At 60.9% G+C, this 22,024-nt stretch carries 20 protein-coding genes; 12 read left to right on the top strand and 8 right to left on the bottom strand.

The features are described from left to right. Positions 1-115: 115 nt before the first annotated feature. Positions 116-2,008, top strand: a complete 1,893-nt coding sequence (locus GGI60_RS16045) for an adenylate/guanylate cyclase domain-containing protein (RefSeq protein WP_183934613.1) — start codon at positions 116-118, stop codon at positions 2,006-2,008. Positions 2,009-2,141: 133 nt separating this feature from the next. Here the strand turns inward: GGI60_RS16045 and GGI60_RS16040 are convergent, their stop codons facing one another. Next, a complete protein-coding gene (locus GGI60_RS16040; protein ID WP_183934612.1) occupies positions 2,142-3,182 on the bottom strand; it encodes a class I SAM-dependent methyltransferase in 1,041 nt (346 codons plus the stop codon). A gap of 230 nt (positions 3,183-3,412) precedes the next feature. Between GGI60_RS16040 and GGI60_RS16035 the strand changes: the two genes are divergently transcribed. From GGI60_RS16035 to GGI60_RS16020, 4 genes are all read left to right on the top strand, one after another. Next, entirely contained in the window at positions 3,413-5,359 is a 1,947-nt protein-coding gene (locus GGI60_RS16035; RefSeq protein WP_183934611.1) for a bifunctional diguanylate cyclase/phosphodiesterase, read from the top strand. A gap of 117 nt (positions 5,360-5,476) precedes the next feature. Continuing rightward, positions 5,477-6,334 (top strand): AraC family transcriptional regulator, encoded by an 858-nt coding sequence (locus tag GGI60_RS16030; protein ID WP_183934610.1) that lies wholly within the window; start codon positions 5,477-5,479, stop codon positions 6,332-6,334. A gap of 36 nt (positions 6,335-6,370) precedes the next feature. Next, the gene (locus GGI60_RS16025; RefSeq protein ID WP_183934609.1) at positions 6,371-7,105 is read left to right on the top strand and encodes an AzlC family ABC transporter permease; all 735 of its coding nucleotides are present in this window, start codon (positions 6,371-6,373) and stop codon (positions 7,103-7,105) included. Beyond that, on the top strand, positions 7,102-7,407 hold the full coding sequence (locus GGI60_RS16020; RefSeq protein WP_183934608.1) for an AzlD family protein: 306 nt from the start codon (positions 7,102-7,104) through the stop codon (positions 7,405-7,407). Before GGI60_RS16025 ends, GGI60_RS16020 begins: the two co-directional genes overlap by 4 nt. Positions 7,408-7,568: 161 nt before the next feature. Here the strand turns inward: GGI60_RS16020 and GGI60_RS16015 are convergent, their stop codons facing one another. Further along, positions 7,569-8,594, bottom strand: coding sequence for a LacI family DNA-binding transcriptional regulator (locus GGI60_RS16015; RefSeq protein WP_183934607.1), 1,026 nt, complete (start codon positions 8,592-8,594; stop codon positions 7,569-7,571). A 437-nt stretch (positions 8,595-9,031) separates the two neighbouring features. Between GGI60_RS16015 and GGI60_RS16010 the strand changes: the two genes are divergently transcribed. The 7 genes from GGI60_RS16010 to GGI60_RS15980 all read left to right on the top strand — a co-directional run bounded on the left by GGI60_RS16010 (position 9,032) and on the right by GGI60_RS15980 (position 15,304). Then, positions 9,032-10,177 (top strand): fatty acid desaturase family protein, encoded by a 1,146-nt coding sequence (locus GGI60_RS16010; protein WP_246720412.1) that lies wholly within the window; start codon positions 9,032-9,034, stop codon positions 10,175-10,177. Next, positions 10,174-10,536, top strand: a complete 363-nt coding sequence (locus GGI60_RS16005; protein WP_409527266.1) for a MocE family 2Fe-2S type ferredoxin — start codon at positions 10,174-10,176, stop codon at positions 10,534-10,536. The genes GGI60_RS16010 and GGI60_RS16005 overlap by 4 nt, the downstream gene beginning before the upstream one ends. Further along, complete coding sequence (locus GGI60_RS16000) at positions 10,533-11,369, top strand: 3-methyl-2-oxobutanoate hydroxymethyltransferase (RefSeq protein ID WP_183934606.1); 837 nt, start codon at positions 10,533-10,535, stop codon at positions 11,367-11,369. Before GGI60_RS16005 ends, GGI60_RS16000 begins: the two co-directional genes overlap by 4 nt. Before the next feature lie 95 nt (positions 11,370-11,464). Then, positions 11,465-12,406 carry a substrate-binding domain-containing protein gene (locus tag GGI60_RS15995; RefSeq protein WP_183934605.1) on the top strand — a complete coding sequence of 314 codons (942 nt, stop codon included), beginning with the start codon at positions 11,465-11,467 and terminating at the stop codon, positions 12,404-12,406. A 69-nt stretch (positions 12,407-12,475) separates the two neighbouring features. Next, complete coding sequence (locus GGI60_RS15990; RefSeq protein ID WP_183934604.1) at positions 12,476-13,498, top strand: ABC transporter permease; 1,023 nt, start codon at positions 12,476-12,478, stop codon at positions 13,496-13,498. A 1-nt stretch (position 13,499) separates the two neighbouring features. Beyond that, positions 13,500-14,261 (top strand): ATP-binding cassette domain-containing protein, encoded by a 762-nt coding sequence (locus GGI60_RS15985; RefSeq protein WP_183934603.1) that lies wholly within the window; start codon positions 13,500-13,502, stop codon positions 14,259-14,261. Beyond that, a complete protein-coding gene (locus tag GGI60_RS15980; protein WP_183934602.1) occupies positions 14,258-15,304 on the top strand; it encodes a hypothetical protein in 1,047 nt (348 codons plus the stop codon). The genes GGI60_RS15985 and GGI60_RS15980 overlap by 4 nt, the downstream gene beginning before the upstream one ends. Before the next feature lie 165 nt (positions 15,305-15,469). On the opposite strand, the gene GGI60_RS15975 is transcribed toward GGI60_RS15980, so the two are convergent. The 6 genes from GGI60_RS15975 to denD all read right to left on the bottom strand — a co-directional run bounded on the left by GGI60_RS15975 (position 15,470) and on the right by denD (position 21,759). Next, the gene (locus GGI60_RS15975; RefSeq protein ID WP_183934601.1) at positions 15,470-16,369 is read right to left on the bottom strand and encodes a carbohydrate ABC transporter permease; all 900 of its coding nucleotides are present in this window, start codon (positions 16,367-16,369) and stop codon (positions 15,470-15,472) included. Positions 16,370-16,380: 11 nt separating this feature from the next. Further along, entirely contained in the window at positions 16,381-17,313 is a 933-nt protein-coding gene (locus tag GGI60_RS15970; protein WP_183934600.1) for a carbohydrate ABC transporter permease, read from the bottom strand. Positions 17,314-17,393: 80 nt separating this feature from the next. After that, positions 17,394-18,698 (bottom strand): ABC transporter substrate-binding protein, encoded by a 1,305-nt coding sequence (locus tag GGI60_RS15965; RefSeq protein ID WP_183934599.1) that lies wholly within the window; start codon positions 18,696-18,698, stop codon positions 17,394-17,396. A 159-nt stretch (positions 18,699-18,857) separates the two neighbouring features. After that, positions 18,858-19,925: an ABC transporter ATP-binding protein gene (locus GGI60_RS15960; RefSeq protein WP_183934598.1), complete on the bottom strand. Its 1,068-nt coding sequence runs from the start codon at positions 19,923-19,925 to the stop codon at positions 18,858-18,860. 77 nt (positions 19,926-20,002) lie between these two features. Beyond that, positions 20,003-20,776, bottom strand: coding sequence for an SDR family oxidoreductase (locus GGI60_RS15955; RefSeq protein ID WP_183934597.1), 774 nt, complete (start codon positions 20,774-20,776; stop codon positions 20,003-20,005). Continuing rightward, on the bottom strand, positions 20,773-21,759 hold the full coding sequence (denD, locus tag GGI60_RS15950; protein WP_183934596.1) for a D-erythronate dehydrogenase: 987 nt from the start codon (positions 21,757-21,759) through the stop codon (positions 20,773-20,775). The genes GGI60_RS15955 and denD overlap by 4 nt, the downstream gene beginning before the upstream one ends. Between the last annotated feature and the right edge of the window lie 265 nt (positions 21,760-22,024).

Below are 22,024 nucleotides of genomic sequence, written 5' to 3'. Positions count from 1 at the left end.
ACCCAAGCGGCCACCTAGCGGCTCACCTTTAGCGTCCGCTGTTTCCCGACATGATTGCGCCCGATTCTGAGCGCTACGATCAAGCATTGCGGTCAATAGGATGTGGGGGCTTCCAATGCAACGCAGGCTGTCGGCTATCCTCTTGGCTGACGTCGTCGGCTACACCCGTTTGATGGAAATCGATGACATCACCACGCTAAGCCGCCTCAAGTCAATGCGTCATGACTTGGTCGACCCCTGTATTGCCGCTCACAACGGACGGATTGTCAAGCTGATGGGCGATGGGATGCTGGTGGAGTTCGCCAGCGTCGCCGATGCAGTCAGGTGCGCGACTGAGGTTCAACGCGGGGTGGCTAGAGCCGAATCCCAGGAGGCCGAGGACCGCCGTCTCGTATATCGCATCGGGATCAATCTCGGCTACATCGTTGTCGATGGCGACGACATCTATGGTGACGGGGTGAATGTCGCCGCGCGCCTGCAATCTCTTGCAGATCCCGGTGGGGTGGCGATCGCCGGCATTGTGCGCGAGCACATCGGTAGCGAGTTGGGGATCGACTTTGAGGATTTCGGCCAACATTCAGTGAAGAACCATGAGAGGCCAATACAAGTCCATATGGCGCGCTTCGAACGCCCGTGGCGGGATGCGTCGTCGAAGCGGGCCGTGGCGGCGACCGCCGCCGAGCGTGAAGGCGCGTCTATCGCGGTCCTGCCATTCACGAACATGAGCGGTGATCCGGAGCAGGAATACTTTAGTGATGGCATCACCGAGGACATCATCACCGATCTTGCGAAAGTGTCGGCGCTCAGTGTCACCGCCCGCAATTCAAGCTTTATCTACAAAGGCCGCTCTGTGGACATGAAGCAGGTGGGACGGGAGCTAGGAGTGCGGTATGTGCTGGAAGGCAGCGTGCGCAAGGCCGGAACCAAAGTGCGCATTGCGGCGCAGCTCATCAATGGAGCGGATGGCCGGCACGTGTGGGCGGAGCGGTATGACCGCGACCTTGAAGATATTTTCACGCTCCAGGACGAAATCTCCAAACATATTGTCGACGCGCTTAAGGTGCGACTCCTCACGAAGGAGCTTGAGACCATTACCAAGCGGGGAACCGAAAATCCGGAGGCCTATCAGACTTACCTGATGGGGCGATCGTTCTTTAACCGTGGACACGAATCGAGGGGCATAAAAGCAGCCCGGCGTCTGTTCGCAAAGGCCATCGACCTCGATCCGCTGTATGCGCGGGCCTATGCCGGACTGGCCGACTGCGACTCCTACCTCCTGCTCGCCAACGATCCGACTGCCACATATGACAACATCATAGACAACGCTGACCGGGCTTTGGAGCTCGATCCAGGTCTCTCCGACGCTCATGCATCGCGTGGCATCGCAATGTTTACCAAAGGCCTGCGCGCTGAGGCCGAGGCCGAATTTGAGCTCGCCCTCGAACGAGATCCGACCTCATTCGAGGCGAACTTCTTCCGTGGGCGCAATTGTCACGCGCAGGGCCAGTTCGAAAGGGCGCGCGGCTTCTACGAACGCACCATCGTCTTGAAGCCAGATGATTATCGGGCCTGGGACCAATTGCGAGCCGTCCATGTATCCCTTGGACACCAGGAGGAAGCAGCGCAGTCGGCACGAGAATGCCTGCGGCTGATAGAACGAGAGATCGCCGCGCATCCCGACGAGCCGATCCTTCTTTGCTACGGTGGCTGTTTGCTGGCAGATCTGGGCGAGATGGAGCGTGGAGCGTCGTGGGCGTCGCGTGCCGCCGCAATCGCCAAGGACGATCTCAGGGTCCTCTACAATCTCGCTTGTTGCTACGCAAAGCTCGGCAAGCCCTCGGAGGCCATTGCCTGCCTTGAACGGCAAGCATCTGGATCGCCCGCCTACGTCGCGTCGGTCACGGCCTGGATGAAAAAGGACAGCGATCTGGATCCGCTCCGGGACCACCCCCGCTACCTGGCTCTTGCCGGCCGGATGGAAGCTCAGCCAGCAGCAGCGAAGGAGTGAGATCCGACCCGTTCGTGCGCCCTAAAGAGCAATAGCAAACCTTCGGTGAGGCCGTTCTGCAATGCATCCGTGCTCCTGTTCCGTGCGCCAACGTTGTGGCTCATACGCCATTGGATGTCGGCCAACGCGCGGTCTAGGAGTTTCTTTCGATTTCACAGTAGACAACGCTGCGGTTTGAGCCGGACCAAACAGATACTTTCGCATCGGTCCCAGTCAAGCTTTCATGAGCGATCGAGCCCATTTCGTGTTCTGACCGCAACAGCAGCGCCCAGTTCATGAATGTCTCCATATAGCCATCGACGTCCGTTTCCGGGGAGAAGTTGGCGAAGAGGAATGTGCCCCCAGGCTTAAGCATGCCGACGCACTTCCTGGTCAGCTTCACGGCCACCGCGTCCGGCAAATAGTCATAGAGACCTGCGGCGTAGACGAAATCGAACGTTCCCAGCGCATGCCTTCCACCGAGCACGGATTTGACCGACCCGTTCACCGCCTCGACGGACGTACCGGCGAAATCGCGGGCTACGGTTCCGACGCTTATCGGGTCCTGATCCAAAGCGACCCAGCGTTTGATCGCGCCGGTGCGGAGCGCGCGCGACAAAGGCCCTTCACGAAGATGCCCCGAAGCGATGGCCAGAACTTCGGTGGAACCAGGCCGAGCCGAAGCGATTTCGTCGACGCGGCGCGCCAGAATGTCTCGACGCTCCCTTACCGCGACGGATGACGAAGCATTTCGAGTATAGGCGTAGATCAAACGTCCCAAGTCGCTTGATGATGCGACTGCGTCATCGATCTCAGGCCTGCCGTAGATGAAGTCTAGAAGACGTGCGTCGCCAGAATAGCCGCGCGGCTTTTCGAACGACCAGCGCGTCAATGGATCTTGATGTAGATAGTGAGCAACCGGATGAGATTGCGCGATCGGAACGATGACGTCCCACACGTCAGGATGAAAGCGACGCCGTAACTGATGCAGGGCCTCGGTGAGACGCTCGATTATCGCACCAGGCTCGACGCCGGAATTGAACTGACGGAGCGACACGTCAAGGCTGATGGCAAGCTCGGCTTTGGCAACTATCAGGTCGCCGGGCTTTGGCGGCACGGCAAACTTCCTTGCTGCCTGACGAATTTCACCGGGCGCAACAAGACTTTCACCATCCAAGACAAGACTTCGTGCCATTTCGAGACCCCTTTGACCTAGCGTTAAGCATAATCAACCTCGAAATAGGATGCGACTGGAATCTGCACGGGATAAGGGTAATTCTACTGTTGCGGGTGAGAACCCGATTCTCTACGAACGTTAAATAATAAGACAAACCGGTTGCAGGTTGCGGAACGAAATCCTGGAGGGCGCCGAAGCATGGTTTACAGTTTACCTTCGTTAGATCGTAGCCAGGCTGGCATCGTTACATGAGCGCGGCTCACCCTACTGTGCAGCGCGATGAATCAACCGACAGTTTTTCATTTGCCGAGGCTTGCAAGTCTCTGGAAGCCGAAAATGATTCTGCCAGAAGGCAAAGCTCACGGCATGGTCTCTGGATCGCGGTGGCCGTTTATGTGTCCTTCGCACTTCCCGATCGGTGGCTTATCCCCGACGTTGCGCCTTTGACGATCGCCGCGCGATTCGTCGTCGCAGCGATGGCGCTGCTGGCTTTTGAAGCCTTGCGACTTGCAAAAGCGAAAATCGTCTGGCTCGACATCACATGCGCCGCGGCACTGCTGGCGGGCTATTTGGGCTGGCTTTACCCGGCGATTGGCACCCATGACGTCGCTGCCATGTCTTACTATATGATTTTCGGCGCCATCTTCATGATGGGGGCCAACCTCTTTTTCAGTTTCTCGTTTCGGCTGTCGGTGATCACCTCCAGCTTTGTGCTCTGCGCATTTTTCGTGACGATCGAGACGTATTTTCCTTCAAGTCAAGTCTACAAGCTTGCCTTCGGGATGTTCTACGTTTCCTGCTTTGTCTTCACGTCTTCAATCAATTGGCGATTGAATGTCGAGCGTCGAAACGTGCTGCTGAACGCGGCGGAGGCGCGCTATCAGCACTGGGAAGCGTCTGAGCGCGGAAGGTCGCTGCTCGAGCTTTCAAATACCGACTACCTGACAGGGATAAGCAACCGGCGTGCGCTCGATCGGCGACTCGACGAATGCTGGGCTGCTTGGAAAGACGAAGGCCGCGACTTCGTCGTATTGCTCATCGATGTCGACTTTTTCAAACGCTTCAATGATCGCTACGGGCATCAGGAAGGGGACCGATGCCTCGCTGTCATCGCCAATCTGCTGAAGGCGGTTGTAGAGTCGTCGGGTGGCATGATCGGCAGATACGGCGGCGAGGAGTTTATCGTGGTCATGCCGGCCGAAACTCCCTCGATCGCGATGAGCCTGGCCGAGAAGATCAGGATGGAAGTCGAGCTTCTGGCGATTGCTCATGACGAGCGACCAGATGATAGCCCAATCGTCACCGTCAGCATTGGCGTAGCTTTCACCAGCGAGGACGTTGGAGAGAAAGTTGAACGGATCGTGCGAGAAGCCGATCTTGCTCTCTACAATGCCAAAGCGAGTGGCCGAAATTGCATTCGTAGGTTTGATCCCTCGTTGCCTCGGCCCGACGACAACGCTGGTAAACTCGTCCCGCTGCTGACGGCCGCCATTGACCGCAAGCTGGTCTCGCTCGTTTACCAACCGATCTTCGACCTGACGAACGAGAGAGCAAGAGCCGTCGAGGCTTTGATGCGCCTCAGGATGCCTGATGGTACCGCAGTTTCGCCAAGGACATTCATTCCGGTTGCCGAACGAACCGGCGCTATCCTCGAATTGGGTAAGTGGGCGATCGAGACGGCATGCCGTGATATACTGATGACAGATCGGATGGCCACCGTCAGCGTCAACGTGTCGCCCATACAACTGCGCTCCCCCGGCTTTGCCGCGAGTGTCGCTGACATTCTTGCTCGGTGCGGGGTCAGCGGGTCGCGGCTGGCCTTGGAAGTTACCGAGGGCCTGGACATGGATATGCAGTCCGAGGTGCTGAAATGCATTGCGGATCTGCGGGCTCTCGGCGTCGAAATTTGGCTTGACGATTTCGGCTCCGGCTTCGCGAGCCTCTCTTGGCTGAGGGCGATCGAGTTTCAGACGGTCAAGGTCGATCGGACCTTTCTGCACGACTGCTCCAACCCACGCGGGTTGACGATGCTTCAGGACATGGTCTCTCTCATCCGCAATCGTGGGAATACGATCCTGGTGGAAGGGGTCGAAACGGCAGCACAATTGTCCCTGCTCAAGGATCTTCGCATTGACCGCGTCCAAGGCTTTCATATGGGAATGCCGGTTAGCGCCGAACGTCTGAACGCGGCGTAAGTCGAACTCAACGTTTCCAGAAGACCGGTATCCTTTGCCGATCGGCTGGGAATGTGGCCAGCTTCGCTGATCACTTTTGTTCAAGAAGCGTCGCGGGAAAACTGCTATATCCGCCCGATGCAGAATATTTCCCAGGAACAGGCGACCGAAGCCATGCCACTCGCGGGAGCGGAGACGACGCGCTTTTGGCGCGATCCGCGCTTCGGCGGCATGGAATGCCTGAGCGCGACCTTCCTGACACATGAGTTCGCACCGCACGCCCATGATACGTTCAGCATCGGCGCCATCGAGAGCGGCAGCCAGATCGCCACGATCTGCGGTGCACGCGAGGCCTCCGGCCCCGGCGATCTCTATCTGATCAATCCGGGCGAGACGCATGACGGGGCGCCGACCGATGGCGGCTATCGCTATCGCATGATCTATCCCGACCTGTCGCTCTTTCGCGAAATCCTCGAGGATGTCACCGGCCGCACCTTTCGCGGCACGCCGGCCTTCGGCAAGCAGATTCTTCACGATCCCAAACTGGCCGCGGCGTTTCTTGGTGCCCACCGGACCTTGGAGGCCGGAGTCGGGGCACTGGAGACCAGCCAGAGCATGTTCCTGGTGCTCGACGCAATGTTTCGCCAGCATGGAAGCTCGATCATCGAGCCGACCGACACCTCGGAGCGTTCAGCAGTTCGGCGCGCGCGGGATTATCTGACGGAACACTATGCGACCGATCTGGGGCTGGAAGAACTCGCCGCCGTCGCCGGCCTCAGCCGCGCGCATCTGATCCGCGCCTTTCGCAAGGAATTCCATATCACGCCGCACGCCTTCCTTACCGACGTCCGCGTCAGGAGCGCGCGCCGCAGGCTGCGGGCCGGTGACCTGCCGGCAGAGGTCGCGCTGGAATGCGGTTTTGCCGACCAGGCGCATTTCACCAGGCACTTCAAGGCGCGAACGGGATTAACCCCTGGCCAGTATCGGGCGCGATAATCACTTTCGTTCAAGACGTCGCTTCGGCACGGCTCTATGACCTCGGCATCAAGCGGAGGTTCGAACGTGCGCAAAAATGAAATCTGGGCCGAATTTTCAGGCGGAATGCGGGCGATCGCGCCACTCGTTGCCGCCGTCATCCCGATTGGGCTGGTGTTCGGTGCCGTTGCCGCAACGAAGGGGCTCTCGCCTCTTGAGGTCGGCCTGATGAGCGCGTTGGTTTTTGCCGGCGGCTCGCAATTCGTGGCGATGGATATCTGGACACATCCCGCCTCCTGGACGAGCCTCGGTTTCGCAGCCCTTCTCGTCAACATCCGCCACGTGCTGATGGGAGCATCGATCGTCACGAAGATGCAGGCGTTTTCACCACGCGCCCGTTATCTCTCGGTGCTTTTCCTGGCCGATGAAATCTGGGCAATGGCGGAGTTCCGCGCCGGTGTGGCGAGGCTGAAACCGGCATGGTTTACCGGCCTGGCAGCGCCCTTCTACATGGCATGGGTTCTTTCCGGGCTGGCGGGCGCCACACTCGGCGCCTTTCTCGGCGATCCCGCAGCGCTTGGGCTGGATTTCGCATTTCCGGCCGTCTTCATCGTGCTTGTCATGGGATTCTGGAAAGGACGAGAGACCGGCGCCGTTCTGCTTGCGAGCGCGGCAGCGGCCGTGCTTACCCATCACTTCTTACCGGGCGTCTGGTATGTCGCGGCCGGCGCTCTTGCCGGTGTCGCAGCCGCGACCTTCAGCGGTATGCGCCGCCTGGAGGTGACGCCATGACGCTCGACCTGCAGACCTTGTTCGCCATTCTGGCCATGGCGGCCGCGACCATCCTGACGCGTGTCAGCGGGCTCTTTCTGCTGCGGTATGTGTCGCTGGACCGCGGCAGGCGCAAGGCGATCGAATCCATTCCGCCCGCAGTGCTCATGGCCGTGGTGGCGCCGACTGCTTTTGCGACAGGTATCGCGGAGAGCGCGGCCTGTGCCGTTACCGCGCTCGCTGCCCTGCGTTTGCCTATGCTGGTTTCCGTCGCGGCCGGCGTCTTTTGCGTGGCTGTGCTGCGGGCAATCGGCCTTGGCTGAGCTCACACGCCTTGCTCCTTCACCGCGCGCGATATAGGAAAAAGCGCCCTCTGGAAGCATGGCATCGGCGAGACGCCCCGGTGGCAGACATCGGGACAGCTCCTGTTCGGCGCGGCTTCGCTTCCTGATGCGGTGAGATTCTCTTATGCAAGCGTTCCGCGTCAAACGAGTGGGATATTCTCGCGAAAGATGATCCGCGGCTCGATGTTCTTCAAAGACAAGGTCGGCGTGCTTGCCGCGATCGAGCCGAGGAGCCTTATGACCACCTGCTCGCCGATCAGGCGCGCATTCTGGTCGATCACGACGTCGATCAGATCTTCTGCCAGCCATGCCCGCGTCGCGTCGGTGAGGTCATGCATGATGACGAAGGGACGCTTGTTTCCTTTCGCTGCTTGCAGAACTTCGGCGATGCCGGCCCTGCCTGCGCCGACGCAATAGACGCCGACGAGATCGTCGGTGTCGCGTAGCATCCGTTCCATCGCCGGCTGGAACAGCTTGTTCTCGTCGCGGGTTTCGATGGCAGGAAGGATCGTCAGATGCTTGAATTGCTCCTCTAGCAACGTCCGGAATCCATATTCCCGCTGCTGGTGTCCGTGGAGCGTTCGCGAGCCGAGGAACAGTCCTATCGATCCCTTCTTCTCACGCGACGTGAGGCCCATGATCAGCGCCGCGGTTCGCCCCGCCACCAGATTATCGACGCCGACGAAGGCAGAGCGTGGGGTCGAGAGAACATCCGTCACTAGGGTCACGACGCGGACGCCGGATTCGCACAGGCGGCGGATCGCATGCCGTGTCTTCGGGTGATCGACGGCAATCACGCCGACGCCGTTGGTCCGGAGCGGAAGACCTTCCAGCGCCGCTACGAGCGCGTCAGGGTCGATGCCGTCGAGTGCCGTGACATTGCACGACGCCACCAGCGGCAGGGATGACGCGAAGCTGGTGATCTTCCTGGCGACGTCCTGCATGAATGAGTTGTGCGCAAAGGGGATGAAGAACTCCAGATGCGCGGGGCGCGTGGGCAAGGGAAGCATCCCCTCGGTCGGCAGATAGCCAAGTTCCTTCGCGGCACGAAACACCCTCTGGCGATTGGCGGCACTGACACCACCACGGTCGTTCAATGCTCGATCGACTGTTGCAGTCGAGAGGCCAGCCCTCCGGGCGACATCGGAAATCGTCGTTTTCTTCATGATCCTTCCCTTTGCGCAGCTGAGGGGAATGCCGTTCTGTCGCATCAAAAGATGAGGCTATTCACATCATATCCAACCTGCAATATAAGTAAGGCCACGAAATGAAATAAGCATCTCAAATACAATTGTTACCAAGAGTTCTGCTGAATTCCAATCAATCTGGGAGGAAACAACTGATGTGATTTGATGTGATATTGAGTTGCTAAGCTTCTTTCGGCAGCCCAGTTTGGCATCAGCAGGGTCATTACAACATCACGGGTAGCAGGCCGAGGATCGGCAGATCTCGCAGCGGCCATGCGTGATGAATATGGATATAGGGGCGAACGGGTGATGTGTCCGGAGCGATCCGAGGTGCCGGCGGCAATAGTGAACGGCCTGAGCGGGACCGGTCTGTCGCTTTCAGCGCAGCATCTGTTCCCGCCACCGGAGATGATCGCATGAGCGCCAATTCGGCCAACATGGAAACAAGCGGGCAGTCTGCCGCCCTCCCCCGCGACTACGGTTTGACCGGTGCTTCCGCTAGACAAGCCGTCGAGGCGGGGCTGGTGGCGGCCGAATGGTATCACACCGAAGTGCCGCGCAAGCTGATGAAGGAGTTGATGCAGCGCAGCGACCAGCCGGCGATCCGCGACACGATTCTATGGGCAGTTCTCCACGTGGCTTTTGCCGCTGGCGGCATCTGGTTCTGGGGCAGTTGGTGGGCGGTGCCGTTCTGGTTTGCCTATGGGGTGATGTATGGCTCGGCCTGCGACGCACGCTGGCACGAATGCGGCCACGGCACCGCCTTTCGCACGCGCTGGATGAATGACGTGCTTTATCACATCTGCTCGTTCCAGGTGGCACGCAACCCGGTGAACTGGCGCTGGAGCCACGCCCGCCACCATACCGATACAATCATTGTCGGCCGCGATCCCGAGATCGCCTGGATGCATCCGATCGCGCTGACGCTGAAAGCGCTCGCCTATACCGGCGTGGTCGAGGTCTGGCAGAACCTCAAGACCCTCGCGCGCAATGCGGCCGGGGTCCTCTCGCCGGACGAGAAGGACTACGTGCCCGAGAGCGAATGGCCCAAGGCGGTGTTCTGGGCGCGGGTGCATATGGCAATCTACGCAGCCGCCATGATGACCACCATAGGCATGCTCATCGCCGGTGCAGGTTGGAAGGCGGCGATCCCGCTTCTTCTGGTCGGCGGTCCGCGCATCTATGGCTGTTGGCATATGGTGATGACCGGGCTCCTCCAGCACGGCGGGCTCGCGGAAGACGTGCTCGACCATAGGCTTAATTCGCGCACCGTCTATATGAATCCCGTCAGCCGCTTCATCTATTGGAACATGGGTTATCACGTCGAACACCACATGTTCCCGATGGTGCCTTACCATGCGCTGGCAAGGCTGCACGAGGCGATCAAGCACGACCTGCCGCCCGCAAACACCTCGATCTGGGACGGCTATCGCGAGATGTTTCAAGCGATCATGCGGCAGAGACGGGAGCCTGGCTATTATCTCAAGCGCGCCTTGCCGCAAGGGGCGAAGCCTTATCGCGAAGAGCTGCATGCGGCTGTGCCGGAAAGGTCCCTCGCATGATCGCCCCACCATCAGAGATTCCCATTGAACATGGAAACGAGGACCGTATGCCCTGGATTGCTGCCTGCGCCGAAGACGACATTGAAAAGGAAGACGTTTTGGGCTGGATCCATGGCGGACGGAGTTTTGCAATCTTTCGCAGCCCTAACGACGAATTCTTTTGCACTGATGGGCTCTGTACCCATGAGCAGGTAGAGCTCTCAGACGGATTGGTGCTCGACTATGTGATCGAGTGTCCCAGACATAATGGCCAATTCGACTATCGAACGGGTGAGGCCAAGCGCTCGCCTGCCTGCGAGAACCTGCGAACTTATTCCGTCCGGCGCGAGGGCGGGCAAGTCCTGGTGTTGGTCGAATGACAGAGTTGTGCGAACAGGAGAGCCGGGGCGCTGCATCACGCCGTTTGCCGACGGTGGCCGACCTGCGCGCCTGGAAAGGCCGCCGCCAGCTGACCATGCTGCGCTATTTCAGCCTCGATGAGGCGGCAGCCGCCGAAGCCGCGGGCATCGACATCGCCTCCGTGCCGGCCGACATCGTCCTTGATCCGCGCTACCGCGCGGTTGCGCCGACGGTCTTCTCGATGACCGGGCAGACCCATCTCGAGATGGGGACCCCGGACGATTATCTCCGCTGGTGCGGCAATGCGCTAAACCGCGGCGCCGACGCGGTCTACTGTTCGGGCTCGCTGAAGACGGTCGAAAAGCTCTCTCGTGAATATTTCCCCGTTGTCGGCCATGTCGGGCTGGTTCCCACCCGTGCCACCTGGACCGGTGGCTTCAAAGCGGTCGGCAAGACTGCCGAGGCGGCGTTGCGGCTCTTCGAGGAGGTTAAGGCCTATGAGAGCGTCGGTGCCTTCGCAGTTGAAATCGAGGTCGTGCCCGCCGAGGTCGCGGCCGAGATCAGCAAACGGGTCGGAATCCTGCTATGGTCGATGGGCGCCGGCCCAGGCTGCGACGCGCAATATCTCTTCGCCAACGACATACTGGGCTACACCGAAGGTCATGTTCCGCGCCACGCCCGAGCCTATCGCGATTTTGGCTCGGAATATGCGCGGCTGCAACGCGAGCGGGTCGCGGCTTTCAGCGAATATGCCGCGGATGTCGCCGACGGCGCCTTCCCGGAGGAGCGCCATCTGATCCGCATGGATCCGCGTGAATTGGAGAAGTTCATCGACGCGGCCGAGCGGCAATGAGGAGACTGACCGAGCCAATACGTCGTTCGTCACACAACAGATTTCACCGGCCGGGAGGAGCATAGAGACCGGCCACCAACGGGAGGAGACAGGACATGCTGAGACGAACTTTTCTGGGCGCGGTGGCCGCGTTGGCGCTGATGCCGGCAGCAGCAATGGCGCAGAGTGCCGCGAACAAAACCTTTTACTGGATATCGCACGGCTCCCCAACCGATCCAGTCTGGACCTACTTTCTTCAGGGTGCCGAGAAATTCGCTGCCGATACCGGGGTGAAAGTGAACACCTCGTTCCATTCGAATGATGTACCGAGCCATCAGGAAGCCATCCGCGCCGCCATCGCCGCCGGCGCGAACGGCATCTGCACGACGAGCCCGGGGCCTGGCACCTTGGTGGATGTTGTCAACGAGGCCAACCGGGCCAACATCCCGGTCATCAACTTCAACACCAAGGACCCGGCGCCGGCCTGGAGAGCCTATGTCGGCGTCGATCTCAAGGTCGTCGGCCGCACGTGGGCACAGTATCTGGTCGACCATAAGCTGGTGAAGAAGGGGGATTTTGTCTGGATGCCGCTCGAAGTTCCGGGGGCAGGCTATGGTGAAGAGGAATCAGCCGGTGCCGACGAAGTGTTCAAGCCGCTCGGGATCACCTGGGAAATCCAGGACGCCTCCTACGACCAGGCCGAGGCCATCAACCGAATGACCGACTACGTGACCGCCAACCGCAAAAAGATCAATGCGGTCATCGGCCTCGGTGATCTGGTAACCGGTTCGGTCAAACGCGTCTGGGATCAGGCCGGCATCGCCAAGGGTGAGATTCCGGTGGTCGGATGGGGCAACTCGTTGGACACGACCTCGGAGGTCAGCGAAGGGTATGTGAATGCGGGCATGTGGCAGGATCCACTGGCAACCTCTTACATGTGCCTCTCGGCACTGATGTCTGAAGCGAGCGGCATCCCGATCAACTTCGACATCATTACCGGCGCACTCTACGAAGCCGACAAGGCGCCGTTCTACGCCAAGATCATGGGCGGTAAATAAGCCTGCCATCCTGGCATCCGCGGTATGCTGCCGGGGATGCCTGTTCCAGCCCCAACGCGAGTGCGCACCATGATCGAGCAAAGCAGCGATGCTCTCACCCCGCCACGTGAAAGGCCGAGCCTTGTCAGGACCTTCATCGCCTATCCGGAATTCGGGCCTTTCGTCCTTCTGATCGCGATGCTGGTGGTTTTCACGGCAATCAACCCCGCCTTCCTGTCGCTGATCAATATCGGCAATGCCTTGACCTTCACCGTCGAACTCGGCCTCATTGCGCTGGCGATGACGCTGCTGATGACCGCGGGAGAATTCGACCTTTCGGTCGGTTCGGTCTTCGGCTTCGCCCCCGTGGTGATGTGGACATTGTTCAATGCGGACGTGCTGCCCTTGCCTCTGGCATTTCTTGCGGGAATAGCCGTCGCTCTGGCGATCGGTCTTTTCAACGGCCTCTTCGTTACCCGTCTGGCTATCCCGTCATTCCTGGTGACGCTTGGAACGCTGCTGGTCATCCGCGGCACGGCCTTGTGGCTGACGGCCGGCTTTCCGCAGCGCACCTGGGAAGCGGGCGAACAATGGCTGGCGCAATTGCTGGTCGGCGACTTCTATATCGGCAACCTGCGCGTCTTCATGAGCCTGATCTGGTTCGTAGCGCTGGCATTGGCGCTCCACTACGTCTTGACCCGCACACGGTTCGGCAACTGGATCCAGGCGACCGGCGGCAATGCCAACGCCGCCCGAAACCGCGGGGTGCCGACCGCAAGGGTCAAAGTGATCCTGTTCATGCTGTCGGCGGCCATGGCGGCCTTTGCTGGCATCATCTCGTCGATCCGCGTCTCGGCCGCCAATCCGAATGCCGGTACCGGCTATGAACTCGAAGTCATCGCGATGGTGGTGATCGGCGGTACCGTCCTGACCGGCGGCCGCGGGACGATCCTCGGGACCATGCTCGGCGTGCTGATCCTGCGGTTGATGCGCAACGGGATCGTCCTGATTGGCGTGCCCGGTCTCGCCTACAATATTTTCATCGGTGCGATCATCCTGGCGATGATGGCGCTCCATGCCGGCCTCGAACGCCGGCACAATACGGGGGTCTGAGATGAGCGATAACGAAACCCTGGTCCAGATGCGGCACATCGAGAAATTCTATGGTCGTGTCCACGCTTTGCGCGATGTCAACCTCAGCATAAGGAAGGGCGAGATCGTCGGCCTTCTCGGCGACAACGGCGCGGGCAAGTCCACCCTGATCAAGGTGCTGTCGGGCGCGATTCCCTACACATCCGGCCAGATCTTCATCAAGGGACGCGAAGTGCAGCTGCGCAGTACCAACGACGCGATCGGCAGCGGCATTGAGACCATCTATCAGGATTCCGCCCTGGTCCCACAGCTTTCCATCGCCCGCAACCTCTTTCTTGGACGGGAGCTCCGGACGGGGCCCGGCTTCCTCGACCGGCTGGACCAGGAGCGGATGAACGCAGTTGCCGCCGATCTTCTGAAGCGAGTCGGCATTTCTAAGAACATTCCGCCCACCACCCCGATCGGATCGCTTTCCGGAGGCGAACGGCAGGCCGTGGCCATCGCGCGCGCCATGTATTTCGACAGCGACCTGATCGTCCTTGACGAACCGACCAACAATCTCGGCGTGGCCGAAACCCAGGGCGTACTACGCTTCGTGCGCGAGGCGCGCGACACCGGCCACTCCTGCATTTTCATCGCGCACAACATTCATCATGTCTTCCAGGTGGTGGACCGCATGGTGGTGATGCGACGCGGCACCGTCGTGGCCGACGATCTAAGTCCCGCCACCGCATCGATCCAGGAGGTCGAAAATATCATAACCGGCGAACATCTCGCGGCATGATCGAGATCCGTGCCAAGGGAATCCGTTTCGGCTTCGATGCGCGGACCGGTCTCCTTGACGGCTTTACCGTGGAAGATGAGGGGCACGAAATCGCTCTGCTGCACCGTGCGCCCTGGGTCGGCACGGAGGAGATAATGCCCCCCGGTACGCCGCCGCATCTGATGACGCTCGGCGGCGATTTCTTCTGCGCACCCTTCGCAGGCAGTCAAGAGGGATCGCCCCTTCATGGATGGACCGCCAATTCACCCTGGGATATGGTCGAACACGAGGCCGGGCGGCTGCGGGCCAGGCTGCAACGCACCGTCTGCGGCGCGACGGTCACCAAGGAGCTCGAGGTTGAAGACGGGCACGTCTGGGTCTATCAGCGCCATGTCTTCGCCGGCGGGAGCGGCCGCATTGCCGTCTCGAACCATGCCAACGTCTCGCTGCCTCGGGGCGGACTCATCAGTTGCTCGCCCAAATCGGCATGGGAGACGCCGCCGGCGCCGCCTGAAGTCGATTCCGCCCGCGGGCGTTCCGGCCTGCGCTACCCCTCGCGGTCAACGGCGCCCGATCGCTTTCCCGGAATCGACGGATCGGTAGATTTGAGCCGGTTCCCGTGGAACCCGCGGCATGAGGATGTCGTCATCGCCATAGAAGGCCGCGAACACAGCTTGGGTTGGACCGCGGTGGCGCGGCCGGTCGAGAGAGACCTGTTTCTTTCCCTCCGGAATGCCCGCCGCTTGCCCATGACTATTTTCTGGCATTCCAACGGCGGCCGTGACTATCCCCCGTGGTCGAGCCGACACTTCGGCTGTTTGGGGGTCGAAGAGAGTGCGGCCGCAGCTTTGCGCAGCCGCTCCAGCGAAAACGACCTCTCAGGTCCCGGGGCTCTCACCCTCGTCCGGGACGAGGAAGCCGAAGTGAGGCATGCCATAGGCGCCATCTCGTGGCCTTCAGGTGAGCGCGTCGAGGATATTCGTGTGGTGGACCGCGCCATAGAAGTTTGCGGCGGTCGAGGAGGGTTCCGGCGCCTGGCTTTCCGGACGCACTTTCTGGACTGAGGCGAAGGACACAAGATCGGTGGGGCGAGCCCTTCCCGAAAACCGGGCGACTCACTGTCGGCGCCTTGGGAGCGAAATCGCACTCTCAGGCCGCCTGCAACGCAGCGTCGATGACAAGGCAAAAATGACTTGCCTTGCTCGTTGCCGAAAAGCTCGGTCCGGGGGCTACTCCTTCACTGCGCCCGTCATCGACGAGACGTAGTAATCGACGAAGAAGGAATAGAGGATGACCACAGGCAGCGAACCGAAAAGCGCGCCGGCCATCAGCGATCCCCATTCGAAGACGTCGCCGCGCACCAGTTCGGTCAAGACGCCGACCGGAATGGTTTTGTTCTCCGAGGACTGGATGAATGTCAGCGCATAGATGAACTCGTTCCACGACAGGGTGAAGGCGAAGATGCCGGCCGAGATCAAACCCGGCACCGCAAGCGGCAGGATGATCTTGACCAGGATCTGCCAGCGGTTGGCGCCGTCGACCAGCGCGCTCTCCTCGAGTTCGAACGGGATCGAGCGGAAATAGCCCATCAGCAGCCAGGTGCAGAAAGGAATGAGGAAGGTCGGATAGGTGAAGATAAGCGCCAGGCGCGAATCGTAGATCCCGAGCTTGAAGACGATGAAGGCGAGCGGGATGAACAGGATCGACGGCGGGATGAGATAGGCGAGAAAGATCACGAGGCCGATCTGCCGCGAGCCGGTGAAACGCACACGCTCGATCGCATAGGCGCCGAAGACCGAGGCCATCAGCGACAGCGCCGTCGATCCCACCGCCACCAGCATCGTGTTCCACAGCCAACCCGGATAGGACGTTTCCAGGAACAGATATTTGATGTGATCGAGCGTCGGCCCAATCACCCAGAACGGGCTGTAATTGTTGTAGTCGGTCAGCTGCTCGTTCGGCTTCACGGCGGTGATCGCCATCCAGTAGAAGGGAAAGAGCAGCACGAAGACGAAGACCGCCATCGGCAGGTAGAGCATCACCACGCGCCGCGGCAGCCGGTTTAGGTAGCTCATGCCCTCGGCATTGTCGGTCAGGACCTGATCGGCCGTCTTGAGATTGGTCGACATCGTTATTCCCCTTAATCCTGGCCGCCCTGCTGCCATTTGCGGCGTTGCAGGCCGAAGAAGCTGAACATGATGGCGCCGAGCAGGAAGGGCACCATGGCGACGGCGATGGCCGCCCCTTCGCCCAGCTGCCCGCCTGGAATGCCGCGTTGGAACGAGAGTGTCGCCATCAGATGCGTTGCGTTGACCGGTCCGCCCTTGGTCAGCACGTAGATCAGCTGGAAATCCGTGAAGGTGAAGAGCACCGAGAAGGTCATGACGACGGCGATGATCGGCGTCAGCATCGGCAGCGTCACATAGCGGAAGCGCTGCCAGCTCGTTGCGCCGTCGAGCGAGGCGGCCTCCTGCAGCGAGGCCGGGATGGTCTGCAGGCCGGCGAGCAGCGAGATCGCCACGAAGGGAATGCCGCGCCAGACATTGGCGACGATGACCGAGATGCGCGCATTGGTGGGATCGCCGAGGAAGTTGATCGGCGCGTCGATCAGGCCGAGCTTCATCAGCGACCAGGAGACGATCGAGAACTGGGAATCGTAGATCCACCAGAAGGCCAGCGCCGAAAGCACTGTTGGTACCACCCAGGGCAGGAGCACGATCGCCCGGAAGAAGGATTTGAACGGAAGGTGCTGGTTCAGAAGCAGCGCCAGCCAGAGGCCGAGCGCGAATTTCAGGACCGAGGCGACCAGCGTGTAGAGAATGGTGTTGAAGACAGACAGCCAGAAAACCGCGTCATCGGCCAGGAACTGATAGTTCTCCAAGCCGATGAAGATGCCGTCCCGGCCGATCCGGGTATCGGTGAAGCCGAGCCAGACGCCGAGCCCCAATGGGTACGTGAGAAAGCAGACGAGGAACACCGCGGCCGGGAGCATGAACAGGAAGCCGAGCACGTTGTTGTTCTGCATGAGCGAGGAGATCGGGCCGCGCGTATCCCCGGATTTCAAGGTCGACATTGCTTGCCTCCAGATTGCTTCAATTCTTGAGAGACGGGCGGCATGCCGAAGCCGGACATGCCGCCTCTCCTGGCTCTGGATCAGACTCGGTAGTACCGGTTCGCCCGGCGCTCTGCTTCCTTCATTGCATCCTCCGGCGACTTCTGGCCGGTGACGGCGGCAGCATACATGTCGACCAGCACATAATCGGCCATGGTCGCCGCCGAGGCATAGCCAAGCGGGCCGGCATAGCCGTTCGGGCGCAGCCTTTCCGAAGCGCGCGCATAAGGCGCGTGAACCGGATCGGCGGTCCAGACCGGATTATTGGCGAAGGCCTTGAGGGGCTGGCAGCAATAGGCGCTGGAGCCTTGGATCCAGGCGTTCATCTGGTCGGCTTCCATCATGAACTTGATATAGGCCTTGGCCGCTTCCGGATATTTGCTGTGCTTGAAGAGCAGCAGCGAGCTCGTCTGGAAAAGCTCGACGCTCTTGCCGACCGGTCCGATCGGGAAGTTCGTCGTGCGCATGTCCTTGGCGATCTCGGCGAGCTTCGGATCGTTCTTGGCCGTGTAATAGACCGAGACGCCATTTGCGATCAGCGATACTTGGCCCGCCAGGAATGCGCGGTTGTTGTTGACGTCCTGCCAGCTTTCCGTGCCGGGAATGAAGGTTGCGTAGAGCTCCTTGGCGTAGTTGATTGAGGCGAGGGTTTCCGGGCTGTTGATCGTCACCGTGCCGCTTTCATCGACCATCTTGCCGCCATGGCTCCAGAGCAGCCAATGGGCGTAATTGTTGCCGTCGCCGACCGCCTTGCCGTGCGGGAAGCCGGCGGGCGTGCCTTTTGCCTTCATGGCCTTGCAAAGCTCGAGGAAGCCTGCAGTGTCGTTCGGGAATTCGTTGAAACCGGCGGCCTTCACGTGGCTGTCGCGGTAGACGACGGCATTGCCGATCGCCGTCAGCGGCATGGCGATGAAGGTGTCGCCGCGGGTGGCGTAGCCCTTCACGCCGTCGTACCAGCCCTCATACTTGTTGCCGAGATAATTGCCGAGTTCGGTAAGATCGACCAGCTTGTCCGGATATTGGTGGGCGTCGTCGAACCAGCACATGATGAGATCGGGGCCGGAGCCGACATTGGCCGCGACGGCTGCCTTCGGACGAATGTCTTCCCAGCTCTCCTTGTCGATGCGAACTTCCACGCCTGTGGCTTCGGTGAACTTCTTGGTATTGGCGATCCAGGCATCCTCATCGCCCTTCACGAAAGGCGTCCAGCGCAGCAGCCTGAGGCTCGCGCCGCTTTCCGGCGTGTAGGTCGGCTCGGCCTGTGCAAAGGATGGCTTGATGCCAAGACCGGCGACACCGGCAACGGCTGCCGATGCAGCAAGAAATTCACGTCTCTTGATCGTCATGAGATTCCTCCTCATTGAAACAGCGGGAGCAATTCTCCGGCATCCACCTCCCGCTTGGTGAACGGCGGCCTGGCATCTCCGGGGAGCTTGCGCTCCCGGGATGCTTGCTCTCCGGTGGCAGGGAGAACTCCTCCTCTCCCGTGCCGCCGCCGGATGGCATCAGTCGGTCAATCTCCTGCCGCCTTCGGCATCGAAGAGATGAACGTGCTTGGCGTCGATCGCCACCCGGATCGCTTCGCCCGGGCGCGCATCGACACGCTCGCGGAAGACGCAGCTGACCTCGCTGCCGCCGAGGCGGACGGTCAGATGCGTCTCGTAGCCGGTCGGCTCGATCACCACGATTTCGGCGGGCAGGCCGTTGGGATCGAGCGAAATATATTCGGGGCGCAGCCCGTAGACGAGTTCGCGGCCCACCGCACTTGCTGGCGGATTGGCGACCGGCAGCCGGGTGCCGTTGGCCGCGACGAACTGCGTGGCGTTTTCGGGATCGAGCCTGCCATGGATCATATTCATCGCCGGCGAGCCGATGAAACCGCCGACGAAGAGATTGGCGGGACGGTCGTAAAGCTCGAGCGGCGAACCGATCTGCTCGACGATGCCATCATGCATGACGACGATCTTGTCGGCCATCGTCATCGCCTCGATCTGGTCATGGGTGACGTAGACGGTCGTCGTCTTCAGGCGCTGGTGCAGTTCCTTGATCTCGGCGCGCATGGCGACGCGCAGTTTCGCATCGAGGTTGGACAGCGGCTCGTCGAACAGGAAAACTTCGGGATCGCGCACGATGGCGCGGCCCATGGCGACGCGCTGGCGCTGGCCGCCGGAAAGCTGGCGCGGATAGCGGTCAAGCAGCTTGTCGAGGCCGAGGATGCCGGCGGCATATTTCACCCGTTTCTCGGCTTCCGCCTTCGGCGCCTTGTTGAGCATGAGCGAAAAGCCCATGTTCTGCTCCACCGTCATATGCGGATAGAGCGCATAATTCTGGAAGACCATGGCGATGTCGCGGTCCTTCGGCGGCAGCGTGTTGACGACGCGCCCGCCGATCTTGATTTCGCCGCCGGAAATATTCTCGAGCCCGGCCAGCATCCTCAGAAGGGTCGACTTGCCGCAGCCCGAGGGGCCGACAAGGATGACGAATTCGCCATCGGCAATATCGATGTCCACCCCCTTGATGACAGGATGCGCCCCAAATGATTTCCGGACGTCTTCGAATTGAACGTTTGCCATACTCCCTCCTCCCAGATCATGAGCATTACGCAATGCACTGTATCTATGTCGTTTTCGGCCGGCGGCAGCCCGCCCTCTCACCCCCGCCCGACAAAAGGCATCTTCGTTGCCATCACTGTCATGGTCAGCACATTGGCGCTGAGCGGCAGGCCCGCCATGTAGACGACCGCATCGGCAATATGCGCCGGGTCGATCGTCGCCTCCGCGGCAATACTGCCGTTTGCCTGCAAGACGCCGGCGGCAATCCTCGTCGTCATGTCGCTTGCGGCATTGCCGATATCGATCTGACCGCAGGCGATGTCGAATTCGCGCCCGTCGAGGGCGGTGGATTTCGTCAGTCCTGTAATGGCGTGCTTCGTCGCCGTGTAAGGTGCGGAATTCGGGCGCGGTGTGGTGGCGGAAACGGAGCCGTTATTGATGATGCGCCCGCCGCGCGGATTCTGGCTCTTCATCAGGCGGAAGGCCTGCTGGGTGCAGAGAAAAGCGCCGGTGAGATTGGCGGCGACGATGGCGCTCCATTGCTCAAAGGAAACCTCTTCCAGCGGCACCCCCGGCACAGTGACGCCGGCATTGTTGACCAGCAGGTCGAGCCGCCCGTATTTTTCCGAGATGGCGTCGAAAAGAGCCCGCACCGAAGCGGGATCGCCGACATCGGCGGAAACCGCGAAGAACTCCGCGCCGGTTTCGCCGCCAAGCTCAGCGGCGGCCTTGTCGAGCACGTCGGCCCGCCGTCCTGAAATGACGACCGCGTAACCGGCAGCGCCCAGCCCCCGCGATATGGCTCGCCCGACGCCGGTGCCGCCGCCGGTGACAAGCGCGATCCTTGCCTTTCCGCTGGCCGATATGCTCATGCGATCCTCCCGCCCAGTTCATCCTCGATATGTACTTTCAGGATCTCGTCGAAGCTCGTCTCCGCCTTGAAGCCGAGCGAAGACGCTCTCTCTGCGTCGAACCGGGTCGGCCAGCCGGCGACGATGCGTTCGATTACCGGATCGGGCACGCGTTTGATGAGCGCGACCGCCTTGTCGCCGGCCACGCGGCGCAGCGCTTCGATCTCTTCGGAGACCAGCGCGGAAAGGCCTGGCATGGTGAGGTTGCGCCGCGCGCCGATCCGTGCCGTATCGATCGTCGCGGCATGGATGAAGAAGCCGACGGCCGCGCGCGGACTTGCAAACCAGTGCCGCACGCTGTCGCTGACCGGCAGCACCGCTTCCTTGCCGACCAGCGGTTCGCGCAGGATATTGGAGAAGAAGCCGGATGCTGCCTTGTTCGGTGCACCGGGCCGCACGCAGATAGTCGGCAGCCGGATGCCGATGCCGTCGAAAATGCCGCGGCGGGAATAATCGGCGAGCAGCAGTTCGGCAATGGCCTTCTGGGTGCCGTAGCTCGTCAGCGGCGTGGTGAAGAATTCGTCGGGAATGACTTCCGGGAACGGCGTTCCGAAGACGGCGATCGAGGAGGCGAAGACGAGGCGCGGCACGTAATCGCTCGCGAGGCCGGCCTGACGGATCGCATCGAACAGGGCGCGCGTGCCGTCGAGATTGACGGCGTAACCCTTGTCGAAATCCGCTTCCGCCTCACCCGATACGACGGCGGCGAGATGGAAGATCAGCTCCGGCCGGCCTTCGATCAGCCTATCGGCGGCGCCGGCACCGGCGAGGTCGACCGTCAGCGCTGTCGAGACCGGCCGGAGCGGTTCCGGCACGGACGGCTGAAAGGCGTCCACCAGCGTCAGCCGGGTGACGGGCCGGCCGAAAGCCAGCGGCTCGCGCGCGATCTTCTCAACCAGCTTGCGGCCGACCATGCCGGCCGCGCCCAAAATCATCACATGCATGGCGGCTCTTCCTCCCGTTCGGCCGGTGTCTTCGGCAAGATCGCGCTGCTCGCCGCGTTCTATGTTGCAGCTGGCGGCACGATCGGAATGTATCCGATCGAATTCAGATAGGTCTGCAACCTGCAGGTCAAGCCGGCTAGGCTGATCCGCAGATGGTCGCAGTCAAACATTCGTACGATGCGGGACGCCCAAAGCCTTGTCCGCCCCGTTTCTGCTCCAGGGTTTGATCGTTGGTATCGATACCGGTATCGGTAACAACGCCTAT

This window comes from Rhizobium lentis (assembly GCF_014200175.1).
Classification (GTDB): Bacteria; Pseudomonadota; Alphaproteobacteria; order Rhizobiales; family Rhizobiaceae; genus Rhizobium; species Rhizobium mulingense.
This window is presented reverse-complemented; position numbering and strand designations above follow the sequence as displayed.

What these genes read in the sequence shown, in the direction of transcription:
- denD (WP_183934596.1), bottom strand. Translation starts at nt 21,759, where the DNA reads ATGCATGTGATGATTTTGGGCGCGGCCGGCATGGTCGGCCGCAAGCTG.
- GGI60_RS16025 (WP_183934609.1), top strand. Translation starts at nt 6,371, where the DNA reads ATGACCTCGGCATCAAGCGGAGGTTCGAACGTGCGCAAAAATGAAATC.
- GGI60_RS16035 (WP_183934611.1), top strand. Translation starts at nt 3,413, where the DNA reads ATGAGCGCGGCTCACCCTACTGTGCAGCGCGATGAATCAACCGACAGT.
- GGI60_RS15980 (WP_183934602.1), top strand. Translation starts at nt 14,258, where the DNA reads ATGATCGAGATCCGTGCCAAGGGAATCCGTTTCGGCTTCGATGCGCGG.
- GGI60_RS15955 (WP_183934597.1), bottom strand. Translation starts at nt 20,776, where the DNA reads ATGAGCATATCGGCCAGCGGAAAGGCAAGGATCGCGCTTGTCACCGGC.
- GGI60_RS16015 (WP_183934607.1), bottom strand. Translation starts at nt 8,594, where the DNA reads ATGAAGAAAACGACGATTTCCGATGTCGCCCGGAGGGCTGGCCTCTCG.
- GGI60_RS15975 (WP_183934601.1), bottom strand. Translation starts at nt 16,369, where the DNA reads ATGTCGACCAATCTCAAGACGGCCGATCAGGTCCTGACCGACAATGCC.
- GGI60_RS16040 (WP_183934612.1), bottom strand. Translation starts at nt 3,182, where the DNA reads ATGGCACGAAGTCTTGTCTTGGATGGTGAAAGTCTTGTTGCGCCCGGT.
- GGI60_RS15995 (WP_183934605.1), top strand. Translation starts at nt 11,465, where the DNA reads ATGCTGAGACGAACTTTTCTGGGCGCGGTGGCCGCGTTGGCGCTGATG.
- GGI60_RS15970 (WP_183934600.1), bottom strand. Translation starts at nt 17,313, where the DNA reads ATGTCGACCTTGAAATCCGGGGATACGCGCGGCCCGATCTCCTCGCTC.
- GGI60_RS16010 (WP_246720412.1), top strand. Translation starts at nt 9,032, where the DNA reads ATGAGCGCCAATTCGGCCAACATGGAAACAAGCGGGCAGTCTGCCGCC.
- GGI60_RS15960 (WP_183934598.1), bottom strand. Translation starts at nt 19,925, where the DNA reads ATGGCAAACGTTCAATTCGAAGACGTCCGGAAATCATTTGGGGCGCAT.
- GGI60_RS16030 (WP_183934610.1), top strand. Translation starts at nt 5,477, where the DNA reads ATGCAGAATATTTCCCAGGAACAGGCGACCGAAGCCATGCCACTCGCG.
- GGI60_RS16020 (WP_183934608.1), top strand. Translation starts at nt 7,102, where the DNA reads ATGACGCTCGACCTGCAGACCTTGTTCGCCATTCTGGCCATGGCGGCC.
- GGI60_RS16000 (WP_183934606.1), top strand. Translation starts at nt 10,533, where the DNA reads ATGACAGAGTTGTGCGAACAGGAGAGCCGGGGCGCTGCATCACGCCGT.
- GGI60_RS15990 (WP_183934604.1), top strand. Translation starts at nt 12,476, where the DNA reads ATGATCGAGCAAAGCAGCGATGCTCTCACCCCGCCACGTGAAAGGCCG.
- GGI60_RS16005 (WP_409527266.1), top strand. Translation starts at nt 10,174, where the DNA reads ATGATCGCCCCACCATCAGAGATTCCCATTGAACATGGAAACGAGGAC.
- GGI60_RS15985 (WP_183934603.1), top strand. Translation starts at nt 13,500, where the DNA reads ATGAGCGATAACGAAACCCTGGTCCAGATGCGGCACATCGAGAAATTC.
- GGI60_RS15965 (WP_183934599.1), bottom strand. Translation starts at nt 18,698, where the DNA reads ATGACGATCAAGAGACGTGAATTTCTTGCTGCATCGGCAGCCGTTGCC.
- GGI60_RS16045 (WP_183934613.1), top strand. Translation starts at nt 116, where the DNA reads ATGCAACGCAGGCTGTCGGCTATCCTCTTGGCTGACGTCGTCGGCTAC.